The sequence below is a fragment of the Pseudomonas sp. NA-150 genome (assembly GCF_044336365.1).
Classification (GTDB): Bacteria; Pseudomonadota; Gammaproteobacteria; order Pseudomonadales; family Pseudomonadaceae; genus Aquipseudomonas.
Map to the genome: position 1 here is coordinate 3,131,494 of NZ_CP172305.1, position 16,398 is coordinate 3,147,891.

11 protein-coding genes and 1 pseudogene are annotated in these 16,398 nt (G+C 58.5%); 6 read left to right on the top strand and 6 right to left on the bottom strand.

The window, feature by feature from the left end:
- Window positions 1-37: 37 nt before the first annotated feature.
- The gene (locus ACF0H7_RS14865; RefSeq protein WP_397453492.1) at window positions 38-352 is read right to left on the bottom strand and encodes an SCP2 sterol-binding domain-containing protein; all 315 of its coding nucleotides are present in this window, start codon (window positions 350-352) and stop codon (window positions 38-40) included.
- A 67-nt stretch (window positions 353-419) separates the two neighbouring features.
- Window positions 420-1,121 (bottom strand): histidine phosphatase family protein, encoded by a 702-nt coding sequence (locus tag ACF0H7_RS14870; protein ID WP_397453898.1) that lies wholly within the window; start codon window positions 1,119-1,121, stop codon window positions 420-422.
- A gap of 207 nt (window positions 1,122-1,328) precedes the next feature.
- Here ACF0H7_RS14870 and sohB point away from each other — a divergent pair, with 207 nt between their 5' ends.
- Complete coding sequence (gene sohB / locus ACF0H7_RS14875; RefSeq protein WP_397453493.1) at window positions 1,329-2,354, top strand: protease SohB; 1,026 nt, start codon at window positions 1,329-1,331, stop codon at window positions 2,352-2,354.
- 192 nt (window positions 2,355-2,546) lie between these two features.
- Here sohB and ACF0H7_RS14880 read toward each other — a convergent pair whose 3' ends face one another.
- Both ACF0H7_RS14880 and ACF0H7_RS14885 read right to left on the bottom strand, forming a co-directional pair.
- Window positions 2,547-3,041, bottom strand: coding sequence for a DUF934 domain-containing protein (locus ACF0H7_RS14880; RefSeq protein WP_397453494.1), 495 nt, complete (start codon window positions 3,039-3,041; stop codon window positions 2,547-2,549).
- A complete protein-coding gene (locus tag ACF0H7_RS14885; protein ID WP_397453495.1) occupies window positions 3,025-4,683 on the bottom strand; it encodes a nitrite/sulfite reductase in 1,659 nt (552 codons plus the stop codon). The genes ACF0H7_RS14880 and ACF0H7_RS14885 overlap by 17 nt, the downstream gene beginning before the upstream one ends.
- Before the next feature lie 506 nt (window positions 4,684-5,189).
- Here ACF0H7_RS14885 and ACF0H7_RS14890 point away from each other — a divergent pair.
- Window positions 5,190-6,275: an ABC transporter substrate-binding protein gene (locus ACF0H7_RS14890; protein WP_397453496.1), complete on the top strand. Its 1,086-nt coding sequence runs from the start codon at window positions 5,190-5,192 to the stop codon at window positions 6,273-6,275.
- 1 nt (window position 6,276) lies between these two features.
- Here the strand turns inward: ACF0H7_RS14890 and ACF0H7_RS14895 are convergent, their stop codons facing one another.
- The gene (locus tag ACF0H7_RS14895) at window positions 6,277-6,498 is read right to left on the bottom strand and encodes a DUF2970 domain-containing protein (protein ID WP_397453497.1); all 222 of its coding nucleotides are present in this window, start codon (window positions 6,496-6,498) and stop codon (window positions 6,277-6,279) included.
- 281 nt (window positions 6,499-6,779) lie between these two features.
- Between ACF0H7_RS14895 and ACF0H7_RS14900 the strand changes: the two genes are divergently transcribed.
- Window positions 6,780-8,195, top strand: a complete 1,416-nt coding sequence (locus ACF0H7_RS14900) for an MFS transporter (RefSeq protein ID WP_397453498.1) — start codon at window positions 6,780-6,782, stop codon at window positions 8,193-8,195.
- 97 nt (window positions 8,196-8,292) lie between these two features.
- Here ACF0H7_RS14900 and metH read toward each other — a convergent pair.
- Window positions 8,293-12,001, bottom strand: a pseudogene (gene metH / locus ACF0H7_RS14905) (methionine synthase).
- Window positions 12,002-12,196: 195 nt separating this feature from the next.
- On the opposite strand from metH, the gene ACF0H7_RS14910 reads away from it, so the two are divergent.
- From ACF0H7_RS14910 to nfuA, 3 genes are all read left to right on the top strand, one after another.
- Complete coding sequence (locus tag ACF0H7_RS14910) at window positions 12,197-14,449, top strand: fatty acid cis/trans isomerase (RefSeq protein WP_397453899.1); 2,253 nt, start codon at window positions 12,197-12,199, stop codon at window positions 14,447-14,449.
- Between the two features lie 166 nt (window positions 14,450-14,615).
- Window positions 14,616-15,650, top strand: coding sequence for an acyltransferase family protein (locus ACF0H7_RS14915; RefSeq protein WP_397453499.1), 1,035 nt, complete (start codon window positions 14,616-14,618; stop codon window positions 15,648-15,650).
- 58 nt (window positions 15,651-15,708) lie between these two features.
- Window positions 15,709-16,302 (top strand): Fe-S biogenesis protein NfuA, encoded by a 594-nt coding sequence (nfuA, locus tag ACF0H7_RS14920; protein WP_397453500.1) that lies wholly within the window; start codon window positions 15,709-15,711, stop codon window positions 16,300-16,302.
- Window positions 16,303-16,398 lie beyond the last annotated feature (96 nt).

Consider the following 16,398-nt stretch of genomic DNA (forward strand, 5'->3'; position numbering starts at 1 on the left):
GCCATAAGGGTGTGGGCATTGATGACTACTGCAACGCTTAAGCCGGGAACAGCTCGCTCAGCTTCATCGCCAGCATCATGTCGCCTTCGGCGCGCAGCTTGCCGGCCATGAACGCCTGCATGCCGTCGGTGTCGCCACTGACGATGCCTTTCAGGGTTTCGCTGTCCATCACCAGGGTGACCTGAGCGTCTGGGTTCTCGCCTTCTTTGAGGTCGCAGGTGCTGTCTTTGACGGTCAGCGAGTAGTTTTGGGTGTCATCGATACGGAAACCAAATACCAGGTCCAGGCCGGCAGCGGCGCTTGGGTTGAATTTGGCTTTCATGGCTTGAACGGCGTCGGCTACTGAAGTCATGTGTTGATCCTTTTCGGTGGGTCTGGTGGTTGGTTTCTGGCGACCTTGCGGTCGCAATGGGCCGGGCTCAACGGTAAGTGATGAGCTCCGGCGCCTTCATCAGTTGCAAGTGGGTATGACTGTTGAAGGAAGCCAGGGCTACCTCGCGACCACGGAATTTAAGCTGGTTGAGCGAGGTATTGACGATTTGCCAGTTGAGTTCGAACGCCTGACGCGCAGGCATGTCGGTAATCAAGTGGAGCAGGGCGGTAATAGTGCCACCCGAGGTGAAAATGGCGATACGGTCTTTGTTGCCAGCGGCTTCAAGCACCCGGTGCAGACCGGACTGTACCTGTTCGACAAAGCCGAGCCAGCTTTGCAGGCCTGGGGTGTCGTAGTTGCCGCTCAGCCAGCGACCGATGATCAAGGCAAACAGGCGCTGAAATTCTGCACGGTTTTGCGCCGCGTTACGCAGCACGTGCAAGGCTTCGGGCTCATCGGCCAGCATGTCCGGGAGCAGCGCGCGAATCACTGCCTCAGCATCGAATTCGTTGAACGCCGGGTCGATTTCAATTGTGGCCGTGTTGTCGGCAAACTGGGCTAGCGTCGCTTGCGCGGTATGCTGTTGGCGACGCAGGTCACCGGACACCACGCGGTCGAAGCTGACACCCATCTGTGCCAGGTGCGCGCCGAGTATTTCAGCCTGACGGACACCGGTGGGCGACAAAATGTCGTAATCGTCTGCACCAAAGGAGGCTTGGCCATGTCGAATCAAGTAGATGCTGCCCACGTCCACGTCATCCTGGTGCATTGAAGGTTTCGCGAGGTTATGAGGATGCTCAAGGCCTGTCAATAAAAAAACATACGCTTGTTTGAATGGCATTCACCGCGTTGAGTATAGCCTTGCGCCAGACTGGTCGTCGGCAAGGCACGCCGGTATGCTTGGATAATTCATGCCTCCTCGGTGCGAGGGGCGCAACATCAGTAAGGAGTCACTGTGGATTTTGTGTTCGAGTACACAAGCTTTTTGGCCAAGACGGTCACCCTGGTGGTCGCGATCCTGATTGTGCTGGCGGCGGCCGCGTCGCTGCGCAGCAAAGGTCGGCGCAAAAACGCCGGCCAATTGCAGGTCAGCAAACTCAACGACTTCTATAAGGCATTGCGTGAGCGTCTGGAGCAATCGCTGCTGGATAAAGACCGGCTCAAGGCCTTGCGCAAAGAGCAGGGCAAAGCCTTGAAGAAAGAGAAGAAGAAACCGGCCGACGCCAAGTCACGGGTGTACGTGCTGGACTTCGACGGTGACATCAAGGCCTCTGCCACCGAAAGCATGCGCCATGAGATCACCGCGCTGCTGACCCTGGCCACGCCCAAGGATGAAGTGGTGCTGCGCCTGGAAAGCGGCGGTGGCATGGTCCACAGCTACGGATTGGCCTCGTCGCAACTGGCGCGCATCCGTCAGGCCGGCATTCCGCTGACCATCTGCATCGACAAAGTGGCGGCCAGTGGCGGTTACATGATGGCCTGCATCGGCAACAAGATCATCAGCGCCCCCTTTGCCATCCTCGGCTCGATTGGCGTGGTGGCACAGTTGCCCAACGTCAACCGTCTGCTGAAAAAACACGACATCGATTTTGAAGTGCTGACCGCCGGCGAGTACAAGCGCACGCTGACCGTGTTTGGCGAAAACACCGAGAAGGGTCGGGAGAAGTTCCAGGAAGATCTGGACATCACCCACGAGTTGTTCAAGAACTTCGTTGCCCGCTATCGCCCGCAACTGGCCATCGATGAAGTCGCTACCGGCGAAGTCTGGCTGGGGATGGCGGCGCTGGACAAGCAACTGGTGGACGAACTGAAGACCAGCGATGAATACCTGGCGGACCGGGCCAAGGTGGCCGAGGTGTTCCACCTGCACTATTCCGAGCGCAAGAGCTTGCAGGAGCGTGTGGGGTTGGCGGCCAGCGGTTCGGTGGATCGGCTGTTGTTGAGCTGGTGGAGCCGGCTGACGCAGCAGCGTTTCTGGTAATAAACCAGCCATGAAAAAGCCCGGATCTCTCACGAGATCCGGGCTTTTTTGTTGCTGTTGTCTCGCTTTCGCAGGCTTTGGTGCTCGACACTTAACCTGTAGGAGCTGCCGAAGGCTGCGATTGGCATTCAATCGCAGCGACCGGTTCCCGCTCGATCGCAGCCTGCGGCAGCTCCTACAAAAGCACGCCAATCAGCGCCGGCGAAACAACGGCAATGGCTCGTCAGTCGCAGCCTGGTACGTCACTGAGAAATCCTTGAGGCCTTTGAGGGCTTCGTATGGGTCTTTGTCGGGACGAATCGCAAACGCGTCAAAACCGCAGCGGCGCATGTAGAACAACTGGTCGCGCAACACGTCGCCAATTGCCCGCAATTCGCCTTTGAAGCCATAACGATCACGCAACAGGCGAGCGTTGGAGAAGCTGCGGCCATCGGTGAACGCCGGGAAGTTCAAGGCGATCACCTTGAAGTGGTGCACGTCGTCGCCAATCTGCTCGGCTTCTTCATCGCTGTCCAGCCACACCCCAAGGCCACCGTCACGGGCTTTCAGCGCGTGACCATGATCCACCCACAGGTGCAACGGCACGACCAGGTCGTCGCAATTGGACAAACCGTCCAGCGTCGTTTCCTTGGGCAGCAAGTGCCAGGACTCGTCGATGACTTCGTTGTTCTTAATGATTCGCTGCATAGACGCGCTCCTTGAAAGGGTCAATGCCGATACGCTGATAAGTATCGATGAAACGTTCTTCTTCGGTACGTTGCTCAATGTAGACGTTAATCAGTTTTTCGATCACGTCAGGCATTACATCCTGTGCGAAGGATGGGCCAAGAATCTTGCCCAGGCTGGCGTCACGGGCACCGCTGCCGCCCAGAGATACCTGATAGAACTCTTCGCCTTTCTTGTCCACGCCCAGAATGCCGATGTGGCCGACGTGGTGGTGACCACAGGCGTTCATGCAGCCGGAAATGTTCAGGTCAAGCTCGCCGATGTCGAACAGGTAATCCAGGTTGTCAAAGCGACGCTGGATCGATTCGGCGATCGGGATCGACTTGGCGTTGGCCAGCGAGCAGAAATCACCACCCGGGCAGCAGATGATGTCGGTCAGCAAGCCGACGTTGGGCGTCGCAAAACCGTGCTCGCGCAACTCGCCCCACAAGGCGAACAGCTGGCTTTGTTCGACATCGGCCAGAATGATGTTCTGCTCGTGGGAGGTGCGCAGTTCGCCGAAGCTGTAGCGGTCCGCCAGATCGGCAATCCCGTCCAATTGCTTGTCGGTGATATCGCCAGGCGCCACGCCGGTCGGTTTGGTCGACAGGGTCACGGCCACGTAGCCTGGCTTCTTGTGCGCCAGCACGTTACGCGAACGCCAGCGAGCAAAACCAGGGTGTTCGTTGTCCAGTGCAGCCAGTTCCGCCGCTTGATCGCTCAGCGCCTTGTAGGCCGGATCGATGAAGTGCTTGGCAACGCGCTCGACTTCGGCTTCGGTCAGGGTGGTCTGGCCGCCACGCAGGTGCTCCATCTCGGCGTCGACACGCTGAGCAAACACTTCCGGGGTCAGGGCCTTGACCAGAATCTTGATCCGCGCCTTGTATTTGTTGTCGCGACGACCATAGCGGTTGTAGACCCGCAGGATGGCGTCGAGGTAGGTCAACAAGTCTTGCCACGGCAGGAACTCGTTGATAAAGGCACCCACCACCGGGGTACGGCCCAGACCGCCACCCACCAGCACGCGGAAACCCAGTTCGCCAGCCGCATTACGCACCGGCTCGAGGCCGATGTCGTGCACTTCGATGGCCACGCGGTCGCTGGTCGAACCATTGACGGCGATTTTGAATTTACGTGGCAGGTAGGCGAATTCCGGATGGAAGGTGGTCCATTGCCGAATGATTTCGCACCACGGACGTGGGTCGACATGCTCGTCGGCGGCAACGCCGGCGAATTGGTCGGTGGTCACGTTGCGCAGGCAGTTACCGCTGGTCTGGATGGCATGCATCTGCACCGTGGCGAGTTCCGCCAGGATGTCCGGGATGTCTTCCAGCGCCGGCCAGTTGAACTGAATGTTCTGGCGGGTGCTGACGTGGGCATAACCCTTGTCATAGTCACGAGCGATTTTTGCCATCATGCGTATCTGGCGCGAGGTCAGCTGGCCATACGGCACAGCGACGCGCAACATCGGCGCAAAACGTTGAACATAAAGGCCATTCTGCAGGCGCAGCGGGCGAAATTCTTCTTCGCTCAGCTCTCCCGCCAGGTAGCGTCGGGTCTGATCACGGAACTGCTTGACGCGGTCCTCGATGATTCGCTGATCGTAATCGTCGTATACGTACATATAGGTCCTGTTCTCAGGCTGCTTGCAGCAAATCCGCGCGCACGGCCGCGCACTCCCAACGGAGCCGACGAAAGATACCAGTTTGCAGTTATGCGCAAAAGTGAAGTTTGAGTATATGCAAAGAACCAAAAGAACTAACGGGACTAAAGCCGTTTGATATCCCTACTTGAGGGAAGGGCAATGCTCGACTTTACTGTGGGCGTGGCCCCGCAGTCTGATGGGCAGAATGCTGGTCACGCTTCATGTGCACTCTCCGATAAAACCGAAAAGAGGCGATGCAATGAGCAATCCTGTAAAACCAGCAAAAGCGGACAGTAGTGTCGATGCCTGGGCCATTCTTTTCATTATCATCCTGGTCGTTTCCACGGCCGTATTCTGGGTGAGCCACCAATAACTCAAGCCAACCGCACCTGTTCGGCTGATCGTCGGACAGGTGCAAAAAAGGTATCAAATAGCCAGTACCAAGGCAGGTATACTGCCTGACTTTTTTCAGGCTTGCGCTCAAGATGTCCTCCCCTTTACGTGCATGGCTGTTGGCACTCAGCTGCTTCTGGCTGGCCCCGGCGCATGCGTCTACCGTGGTTTTCCTCAATCCCGGCACGTCGACAGAAACCTTCTGGGTCAGCTACACCGCGTTCATGCAGGCGGCAGCGAGCAATCTGGGGATGACCCTGCAGGTGCGCTACGGCGACCGCGATCCGCGCCTCTCGTTAAGCCAGGCCCGCGAGGCTCTGCTGGGTCCGCAGCGGCCTGACTACCTGGTGTTCGTCAACGAACTCTACATCGCCCCGGAAATCCTGCGCCTGTCGGAAGGCAGTGGGGTCAAGCTGTTCGCGGTCAATAACACCTTGACCGAGGATCAAGAGAAACTGCTGGGCGACGTGCGCGGCCGCTATCCGAATTTCATTGGCAGCCTGGTGGCCAACGATGAGGATGCGGGCTACCTGATCGCCGAGGAGCTGATCCGCCTGCAACCGAAACCGGCTGAAGGGCAGAGTATCGAGCTCTTGGCGTTCTCCGGCTCCACCACCACGCCGGCCGCCCATCGTCGTGAAGTGGGCTTGTACCGCGCCTTGGCCGAACACCCGGAAGTTCGCCTGTTGCAGCTGGTGCACGGTGGTTGGCAACGTCAGCGTGCCGAAGAGCAGGGCCGTCAACTGTTCAAGCGCTACCCGCAGGTCAACCTGGTGTGGACGGCCAATGACGAGATGGCCTTCGGCGCCATGGCGGCCTTGCGTGAAAGCGGTCGTGTACCAGGCAAGGACGTAATGTTCGGCACACTCAACGGCTCCATGCCGGCACTCGAGGCACGACTGAATGGCACCTTGACCGTGCTGGTTAGCGGACATTTCACGCTGGGCGGCTGGAGCATGGTGTTACTGCACGACTACGACGTGGCCAAGGAGCAGGACCGTCAGCCGCCTGGCGATCGCCAACTGGATTTAATTCAATTGATCACGCCCAATGACGCGAAGCGTCTACTCAAGGCGGGGCGCGACGCCAGCTTCGGCATCGACTTCCGACAACTCAGCCAGGCCGGCAAACCCGGCCCCGCGCATTACCGGTTCTCTCTGAAAAGCATCCTGCCGTAACTCAGCCCACGGCAAAGTGCAGCACCAGTTGCACGATGCCGAACAGGGTCAGGCCAAAGATGATAGTGAACAGCAGCCCGAGAAAGATGAAGTGACTGGGTTTGCCGTGGGTGAAATCCCGCTCGCGGTTCTTGCCGCTTTGCACACCGAAAGCGGCGGCCATGACGCTTTGCATCATTTGCCAGAAGGTGGGGGGCTTATTGTTGTTGGGTGAGTCGTCCATAGGGGGGCTTCCGGGTCCGTGAAGGGAAACTGAACCTAGGATAGTCAACAACCCGCTCCGCTGCTGGTGTGCCGAAGGCTGCAGTAGCGCATTGTTAAAACGCCGCAACACCTATCCGATCGGATCGTTGCCGCTTGATTTGCCGTTCTGTAGGTTTAACCGCAAAAGGAAAAGCGGTGATGCCGATGAGCATGCAAGGATCAGAACGCCCCCTCGTTTCAATCATCAAGGATCGCTCAAAGGGGGCGGCATTACTCGTTATCATGCTCCCCGTGCTGCTAGTGACTATCGATAACACCATTCTCAACTTTGCCCTGCCGCGCATTGTGATGGCGTTGAGTTCGTCGGCCGCCGAGCAGTTATGGATGATCGATGCCTATTCCCTGGTGCTCGCGGGTTTGCTGGTGACCATGGGTCATTCCGGGGACCGTTTCGGACATCGGCGGATGCTCTGCGTGGGCTGCGTCGGCTTTGTCGCCGTTTCGGTCCTGGTGGTGTTTTCACAGGAGGCCTGGCAGCTGATTGCTGGCCGTGCGCTGTTGGGCTTTTTTGGCGCGATGATTCTGCCGGCGACCCTGGCGCTCATTCGGATGGCATTCGAGGACCGCGAAGAGCGTCGCTTGGCCATCGCCGTCTGGGCGACTTGCCTGACGATCGGTGCGGCGCTAGGGCCGTTGCTGGGCGGCGTGCTGTTGCAGTTCTTCGACTGGCAGTCGGTGTTCCTGGTGGCGTTACCCTTTTTGCTGCCCGTTTTGTTGCTTGCGCGGTCAATTACCGAATCGCCAAAACAGCCGGGCACATCGACCGATTATCCAAGCATTTTGCTGAGCCTTGGCGCTATGACAGGCGTGATGCTCGGCCTCAAACATGTTGCGACGGTCGGTTTCGACAGCCAGTCGGTATTCTGGGTGCTGACCGGGGTGGTGCTGGGTGTGATTTTCATCCGACGGCAGAGGGGGCTGGAACAACCGCTACTGGACCTCAAGCTCTTCGCTTCACCCGTGTTCAGCGTATCGATCGCGGTCAACCTGGTCAGTCTGGGGTTATTGATCGGCTTCATTTTCTTCGCTACCCAATTACTGCAACTGGTATTTGGACTTTCCCTTTTGGTCGCCAGCTTGATCCTTGTGCCCGGACAGGTGCTGGCGATTGTCGCCGGGATGGCCATCGTGCCGGTTGCACAAAAAGTGGCGCCGAACAGCGTCATCTCTGGATGTATGCTGGTTGCGGCACTGGCCTTTGCGCTGATGGCACTGTTTTCGGCCACTCTGTGGGCCGTGTGTGTGGCGTTCATTTTGCTCAATGCCAGCGCGGCAGCCATCACCAGCGTGTCCAACGATCTGGTGTTGTGTTCGGTACCTGTCGAGAGTGCCGGGAGCGCTTCGTCTGTCAGCGAAACGGCTTATGAGATCGGGGTGATGCTGGGCACGACATTGATCGGAGGGGCGGTGACGGCGTTGTATCGGTTGTCGCTGATGTTGCCGGAAGGCGTGTCCGAAGAGGTTGAGAAAGCCGCCGAAACGCTGGGTGGCGTCCATGCGATCAGTCGAACTCAGCCTGTGGAAGTGGCCGTGGAATTGCTGGAAACGGGCAACTCGGCTTTTCAGGAGGCTGTATCGATGACCTGCGGGCTAGTGACTGGCGCTGTTGTGTTGTTTTCGCTGCTGACTTATCGCTGCCTGCGGATGCCCGGATAGGCGAGCAGTTGCTGCCCTAAGGAGCGTTGCCGGCGCCAGCGACCATGAAATCGCTAACGCCGACAAGCCGGTCTGCTACGGAGATTTGCGTCTCGGCTTACTCGTCATACCCCAAATTCGGCGCCAACCAGCGCTCAGTCACGCTCAAGTCCTGACCTTTACGCCCGGTGTAGCTCGCGACTTGATCCTTATCCACTTTGCCCACGGCGAAGTATTGCGCTTGTGGGTGGGCGAAGTACCAGCCGCTGACGGAGGCAGCGGGGAACATGGCGTAGCTTTCGGTGAGGAATACGCCGCTGCGGCCGGTCTGGCCGTCTTCGCTGGCGATCCAGCAGGTCGAACAGGGTGCCTTTTTCGGTGTGGTCCGGGCAGGCCGGGTAGCCCGGGGCAGGGCGGATGCCGACGTACTGTTCTTTGATCAGGTCTTCGTTGGCCAGCGCTTCGTCCTTGGCGTAGCCCCAGTGCTCTTTGCGCACTTGTTGGTGCAGCCACTCGGCGCAGGCTTCGGCCAGACGGTCGGCCAGGGCCTTGACCATGATTGCGTTGTAGTCGTCGCCTTTGTCCTGATACGCCTTGGACACCTCTTCGGCGCCGATGCCGGCAGTGGTGATGAAGCCGCCGACGTAGTCGGTTTTGCCGCTGTCCTTGGGCGCGACGAAGTCGGCCAGGGAGAAGTTCGGCTTGCCGTCGGTCTTGATAATTTGCTGGCGCAGGTGATGCAGCCTGGCGCGTGGCTTGCCGTCGTCGCCGTACAGTTCGAGGTCGTCGTCATGCACCTGATTGGCCGGCCAGAAGCCGAACACCGCACGCGCGCTGATCAGCTTCTCGTCGATCAGTTTGCGCAGGATGTCCTGGGCATCGGCAAACAATGAGGTCGCGGCTTCGCCGACCACTTCGTCGGTGAGGATGCGCGGGTACTTGCCGGCCAGGTCCCAAGAGATAAAGAACGGCGTCCAGTCGATGTACTCGGCCAGCACGTTGAGGTCGATGTTCTCCAGCACTCGGGTGCCGGTGAAGGTCGGTTTTACCGGCTGGTACTCGTCCCAGTCGAATACTGGCTTTTTCGCCACGGCGGCCGCGTAGCTCAGGCGTTCGGTGCGCGAGCTGCGGGCGGCGGTGCGTTCGCGGACTTCGACGTATTCGAGGCGGGTTTTCTCGATGAAGGCCGGCTTCAATTCCTTGGACAACAATTGCGTGGCGACACCCACGGCGCGCGAGGCGTCGGTGACATAGATCACCGCATCGTTGCTGTAGCGCGGTTCAATCTTGACGGCGGTGTGGGCCTTGGACGTGGTGGCGCCGCCGATCATCAACGGCAGGAAGAAGTTCTGCCGCTGCATTTCGCGGGCGACGTGCACCATTTCGTCCAGCGACGGGGTGATCAGGCCAGACAGCCCGATGATGTCGCATTTCTGCTCTTTAGCGACCTGCAGGATCTTCTCGGCCGGGACCATCACGCCGAGATCGACGATGTCGTAGCCGTTGCAACCCAGGACCACGCCGACGATGTTTTTACCGATGTCGTGTACGTCGCCTTTCACCGTGGCCATCAGGATCTTGCCCTTGGCTTCCGGCTTGTCGCCCTTTTCCAGTTCGATGAACGGGATCAAATGCGCCACGGCCTGCTTCATCACGCGGGCGGATTTCACCACTTGCGGCAGGAACATTTTGCCCGAGCCGAACAGGTCGCCGACGATGTTCATGCCGGACATCAGCGGGCCTTCGATCACTTCGATCGGACGCTTGAACGACTGACGCGATTCTTCGGTGTCTTCGACAATGTGGGTGGTGATGCCTTTAACCAGCGCGTGTTCCAGCCGCTGGTTGACTGGCCAGCCGCGCCACTCTTCGGTTTCCGCTTCTTTGACGCTGCCGTCACCTTTGTATTTGTCGGCGATGGCCAGCAGCGCGTCGGTGCCGTGCGGCGTGCGGTTGAGCACCACATCTTCCACCGCGTCGCGCAGTTCGGCCGGGATCTGGTCGTAGATCTCCAGTTGGCCAGCGTTGACGATACCCATGCTCAAGCCGTTGCGGATCGCATACAACAGGAACACCGAGTGAATCGCCTCGCGCACCGGGTTGTTGCCACGGAACGAGAACGACACGTTGGACACGCCACCGGAGGTCAGGGCGTAGGGCAGTTCGTCGCGGATGTAGGCGCAGGCGTTGATGAAGTCGACCGCGTAGTTATTGTGCTCTTCGATGCCGGTGGCGATGGCGAAGATGTTCGGGTCGAAGATGATGTCTTCGGGCGGGAAGCCCACTTCGTTGACCAGAATGTCGTAGGAGCGTTTGCAGATCTCTTTTTTGCGCTGTTCGGTGTCGGCCTGACCGTGTTCGTCGAACGCCATCACCACCACGGCGGCGCCGTAGCGCTTGCACAGCTTGGCGTGGTGAATGAACTGCTCGACGCCTTCCTTCATGGAAATCGAGTTGACGATGCCCTTGCCCTGAATGCACTTCAGGCCGGCTTCGATCACTTCCCATTTCGAGGAGTCGATCATGATCGGCACCCGGGAGATGTCCGGCTCGCCGGCAATCAGATTGAGGAAGGTCACCATGGCCTTCTTCGAATCGAGCATGCCCTCGTCCATGTTGATGTCGATCACCTGGGCGCCGGCTTCGACCTGCTGCAGGGCGACTTCCAGAGCTTCGGTGTAGTTGTCTTCGCGGATCAAACGCGCAAAACGGGCGGAACCGGTGATGTTGGTGCGTTCGCCGACGTTGATGAACAGCGAGCTGCGGTCGATGGTGAACGGCTCAAGACCCGACAGGCGACAGGCTTTCGGGATGTCCGGGATCGCGCGCGGTGGGTATTTGCTGACCGCTTCGGCGATGGCCTTGATGTGCGCCGGGGTGGTGCCGCAGCAGCCGCCGACGATATTAAGGAACCCGCTCTGCGCGAATTCTTCGATGATCGCTGCGGTTTGCAGCGGCTCTTCGTCGTATTCACCGAAGGCGTTGGGCAGGCCGGCGTTGGGGTGCGCCGAGACGTGGGTGCCAGCCTTGCCGGACAGCTCTTCCAGGTACGGACGCAGATCGGCTGCACCCAGTGCGCAGTTCAACCCGACCGAGATCGGCTTGGCGTGGCTGACCGAGTTCCAGAACGCTTCAGTGGTCTGGCCCGACAGGGTACGGCCAGAGGCGTCGGTGATGGTCCCGGAAATCATGATCGGCAGTTCAAAGCCGACCTCTTCGAACACACCTTGCACGGCAAAAATCGCGGCCTTGGCGTTGAGGGTGTCGAAGATGGTTTCGATCAGGATCAGGTCGGCGCCACCTTCGATCAGCCCGCGCGTGGCTTCGGTGTAGTTTTCCACCAGTTCGTCGAAAGTCACGTTGCGGTAGCCGGGGTTGTTCACGTCCGGCGACAGCGAGCAGGTGCGGCTGGTCGGGCCGAGCACGCCGGCGACGAAACGCGGCTTGTCCGGGGTTTCCAGGGTTTTTGCGTCGGCCACTTTGCGGGCCAGACGCGCGCCTTCTACGTTCAATTCGTAGACGATCGCTTCCATGCCGTAGTCGGCCTGGGACACCTGGGTGGCGTTAAAGGTGTTGGTTTCGAGAATGTCGGCGCCGGCGTCGAGGTAAGCTTTTTCGATGCCGCCGATCACATCGGGGCGGGTCAGGATCAACAGGTCGTTGTTGCCTTTGACGTCGCTTGGCCAATCGGCGAAGCGCTTGCCACGGTAGTCCTGCTCTTCCAGGCGATAGCTCTGGATCATGGTGCCCATGCCACCGTCGAGAATCAGAATGCGTTCTTTAAGGGCTTTTTGGAGAGCGTGGAGACGAACGCTGCGATCGGACATAGGACTACCAGAAATAGGCTGATACGGAAGGTCCGAGATAATAGCAAACCTGCACGCTTTTAGTGAGGTTCGCGGTTTTGCATGAATATTGCTCATGTTGATGAATGGTCGGCTTTTGTAGAATTGGCGTCTTTTAATTTCGTTGAGACACCGCAGATGCTCTATCGCGTACTCGCTGGCCTGCTGTTGCTGCTGATGTGCAGCGGCGTGCGCGCGGAGGATCCGGCCCCCAGCATTTCCTATACACGTGACGTGCAGCCAATTTTCACCGAGAAGTGCGTGGCCTGCCATGCCTGCTATGACGCCGCCTGCCAGCTCAAACTGGAAAGCGCCGAGGGTGCACTGCGCGGCGCGAGCAAGCTGCCGGTGTACGACGGCACCCGTACCAAGGCGATGAAGCCGACCCGCCTTTACATCGATGGCCACAGCGTTGCCGATTGGCGGCACAAGGGCTTTTATTCGGTGCTGGATGCCCAGGGCAGCCAGGCGGCGCTGATGGCGCGAATGCTTGAGCTGGGCCACAACACTCCGATCACGCCTAATGCCAGGGTGCCGGACGACATCATGCTGGGTATCAGTCGCGAAAACATGTGCCCGGTGCCCGGTGAGTTTTCCACGTATGCCCAGAAGCACCCGAAAGAAGGCATGCCGCTGGCTGTCACCGGGCTGAGCGACAGGCAATATCAAACACTACAGCGTTGGCTGGCGGCTGGCGCTCCAGTGGATGAGCAGGCTTTGGTGCCCAGTGCCGTCGAGGCGCAACAGATTACGCAATGGGAAGCCTTGTTCAATGCGCCCGGCGCGCGGGAAGGGTTAGTCGCACGCTGGCTGTATGAGCACTTGTTTCTCGCGCACATCTACTTTGAAGGCGGCAAGCCTGGGGATTTCTTTCAGTGGGTGCGTTCGCGCACGCCCAGCGGTCAACCCATCGACGTGATCGACAGCCGACGGCCAAATGATGATCCCGGCACAACCTTTTATTACCGTCTGTGGCCGGTACAAGGGGTGATCGTGCACAAGACCCATATCACCTACCCGATGAGCCCGACAAAAATGGCGCGGGTCAAGGAGCTGTTTTACAGCGGCGACTGGAATGTCACCGAGCTGCCAGGCTACGGACCGCTGCATCGGGCTAATCCGTTTGAGACCTTTGAACAAATTCCGGTCAAGGCGCGCTATCAGTTCATGCTCGACAATGCCGAGTACTTCCTTCGCACTATTATTCGGGGCCCGGTGTGCCGGGGGCAGATCGCGACCGATGTGATTCGCGATAACTTCTGGACATTTTTCCAGGACGCGGCCCATGACCTGTACGTGACGGATCCGGTTTATCGCAGTAAAGCCATACCGTTGCTGGCGATGCCTGGGCAGATCGGTGATGTGAGCAGTGTGTTGTCGGTGTGGCTGGCCTACCGCGACAAGCGCAATGAGTATGAAGCGCTGCGCAAAGACACTTATGCTGCGGCGCCGATTCCCGGTTGGTCAACGCTGTGGGTCGGCAATGACAACGCGATGTTGTCGATTTTTCGCCATTTCGACAGCGCATCGGTCAACAAGGGCCTGGTGGGTGAAGTGCCGCAAACCATGTGGCTGTTCGACTTCCCGTTGCTGGAGCGCACTTATTACCAGTTGGCAGTGAACTTCGATGTATTTGGCAATGTTGCGCATCAGGCGCAGACCCGTTTGTATTTCGATGTGATCCGCACCGGTGCCGAAGTCAATTTCCTGCGTTTGATGCCTGCGGATTCTCGCGACGGTTTTCTCGACGATTGGTACCAGGACAGCGGCAAACTCAAGGTCTGGCTCGATTATCAGAGCATCGACGATGACACCCCGACCGGACTGGCGCTCGATCCGAAAGACCCGAAAAACGATTTCGCCCGGCAGTTGCTCAGCCGTTATGGCTACCTGAATGCGCGGCCGGACCCGATCAATCGCTGCACCGGCGCCTACTGCGCCCGGCAATCGCTAGAGCCGGAGTTACAGGATGCCGAGCAGGCCCTGAGTCGCCTGACATCGCGTCCGGCTGCCGGTCTGCGGGTCATTGATCAATTGCCCGAAGCCAGCATGATTCGCGTTCAGGCCCGCGACGGTAAACGCGAGCAATACAGCATGCTGCGCAATCGCGCACACAGTAACGTGGCGTTCCTGCTGGGCGAGGATTCGCGCTATCAGCCGGGGCTGGATACGTTGACGATCTATCCGGGGGTGATGAGCAGTTATCCGAATTTCATGTTCAACATTGCGGCGGCCGAAGTGCCTGAGTTTGTGGATGCCATGGAACAGGCGAAAGATGCGACGGCGTTTGAGAAGATCGTCGCGCGTTGGGGGATTCGACGCAGTCATCCGCAATTCTGGGAGTATTTTCACGACCTGACGCGCTATATCCAGGAGACCGAACCGGTGGAGGCGGGGGTGCTGGACATGAATCGGTATGAGAATTTGTAGGTGTGCTGCCCGCTGCAACCCTCGCCGGACATGGCCCGCGGCCATCTACCGTTCCTCGATTAATCGCAACCTTTTTCCCAAAAACACAGTCGGAACCCTCGAGACATCCTGAAACCGCTGTGTCTTCGGGGTCCTGATTGTGATTGGAAAAAAGGATGGGTTGCGGATGTTGATTTCGGTTCAAGCCCTGCGCGCGTTGGCGGCGTGGGTCGTTGTTTGTCACCACTTCATGCAGATTTTCTTTGATTTTCATGCCACCGGCCCGATCGGGCAGTTCTTCACTGACAAGGGGGCGGTCGGGGTCGATATCTTTTTTGTTATCAGCGGGTTGGTGATTTACCTGTCGACCCAGAATAAAGACATGCCAGCGGGTCGTTTCATGGTCAACCGGATTATCCGCATCGTGCCGGCCTATTGGCTGTACACCGCCGCGATGGGTTTGTTGATCTTGGTCGCCCAACCACTGATGCCCCACGCGGCCATCGACTGGACGCATTTCATCCTGTCGTTATTGTTCATCCCTTCAGAAAACCCCGGCGGCTATGGTATGTACCCGACCTTGAATGTGGGGTGGACGCTGAATTACGAGATGCTGTTCTATCTACTATTCTCGCTGGTGTTTCTGTTCGAGCAGCGCCATCGCCCACTGATCGTCGCCGCCGCGTTGTTTGCAGTCAGTGAAGTGCTGACCCGTTTGGGAGTGATCAGCCACTTTTATCGCAATGACATCGTTTATGAATTTCTATTGGGCATCGCCATCGGTGTGTTCCACCGTCGTGGCTGGATCGCCAATGGCTTGTGGCTGCCGCTGCTGGCAATTGTCGGAGGCTTGCTGACTATTTACCATCTGGCGCCGTCTGACCGGCTGCTGCACTGGGGCCTGCCCAGCGCGGTGATCGTGCTGGCCTGTGTGTCGCTGGAACCGTATTTCCAGGGCAATCGCTTACTCAAAGTGCTGGGCGATTGCTCATACTCGGTGTACCTGCTGCATGTCCTGGTGCTTTACGGTGGCTGGTTGGCGGCCACGCGCTATGGCCTTAATCCCTACGCGGTATTTGCGGTGTGTGTGCCGTTGATCGCTCTGGGTGGCTGGTGCAGTTACCAGTGGATCGAGAAGGGCCTCTACCTTCGTCTTAAAGACTGGCTGGACAAACGCAGGAATGATGGCGAGCTAAAGGCTCTTTCCCGACAAGAATACTAGGACTTTGTGTGGCGCCCATGATTGGCGTAAACTGCCGCCACGTCTGCGAGGAATTTTCATGACCGCTATTACTATTACCGATGCCGCCCACGACTACCTGGCCGATCTGCTTGAAAAGCAGAACACCCCAGGCATCGGCATCCGCGTGTTTATTACCCAGCCTGGCACCCAATATGCTGAAACCTGCATTGCTTATTGCAAGCCGGGCGAAGAGAAATCCGAAGACAAGGCCATTGGCCTGAAAAGCTTCACCGCCTGGATCGATGCATTCAGCGAAGCCTTTCTGGACGATGCCGTGGTCGATTACGCCACCGATCGCATGGGCGGCCAACTGACTATCAAGGCGCCAAACGCCAAAGTTCCGATGGTCAATGCCGACAGCCCGATCAACGAGCGCATCAACTACTACCTGCAAACCGAAATCAACCCGGGTCTGGCCAGCCATGGCGGCCAGGTCACGCTGATCGATGTGGTCGAAGAAAACGACGAAAACATCGCAGTGTTGCAGTTCGGCGGCGGTTGCCAGGGCTGCGGCCAGGCGGACCTGACCTTGAAGGAAGGGATCGAGCGCACCTTGCTCGAACGGATCCCTGAGCTCAAAGGCGTCCGCGACGTGACGGACCACTCGCAAAAAGAAAACGCCTACTACTAAGTCGGGCGCTTTCAAGCAAACAAAAAATGCCCCGACTGGTTCGGGGCTTTTTTTTGCCTGTCACCGTACCTGTAGGAGCGGGCTTGCCCGCGATCG

What these genes read in the sequence shown, in the direction of transcription:
- ACF0H7_RS14865 (WP_397453492.1), bottom strand. Translation starts at nt 352, where the DNA reads ATGACTTCAGTAGCCGACGCCGTTCAAGCCATGAAAGCCAAATTCAAC.
- ACF0H7_RS14880 (WP_397453494.1), bottom strand. Translation starts at nt 3,041, where the DNA reads ATGCAGCGAATCATTAAGAACAACGAAGTCATCGACGAGTCCTGGCAC.
- ACF0H7_RS14885 (WP_397453495.1), bottom strand. Translation starts at nt 4,683, where the DNA reads ATGTACGTATACGACGATTACGATCAGCGAATCATCGAGGACCGCGTC.
- ACF0H7_RS14890 (WP_397453496.1), top strand. Translation starts at nt 5,190, where the DNA reads ATGTCCTCCCCTTTACGTGCATGGCTGTTGGCACTCAGCTGCTTCTGG.
- ACF0H7_RS14895 (WP_397453497.1), bottom strand. Translation starts at nt 6,498, where the DNA reads ATGGACGACTCACCCAACAACAATAAGCCCCCCACCTTCTGGCAAATG.
- ACF0H7_RS14910 (WP_397453899.1), top strand. Translation starts at nt 12,197, where the DNA reads ATGTGCAGCGGCGTGCGCGCGGAGGATCCGGCCCCCAGCATTTCCTAT.
- ACF0H7_RS14915 (WP_397453499.1), top strand. Translation starts at nt 14,616, where the DNA reads ATGTTGATTTCGGTTCAAGCCCTGCGCGCGTTGGCGGCGTGGGTCGTT.
- nfuA (WP_397453500.1), top strand. Translation starts at nt 15,709, where the DNA reads ATGACCGCTATTACTATTACCGATGCCGCCCACGACTACCTGGCCGAT.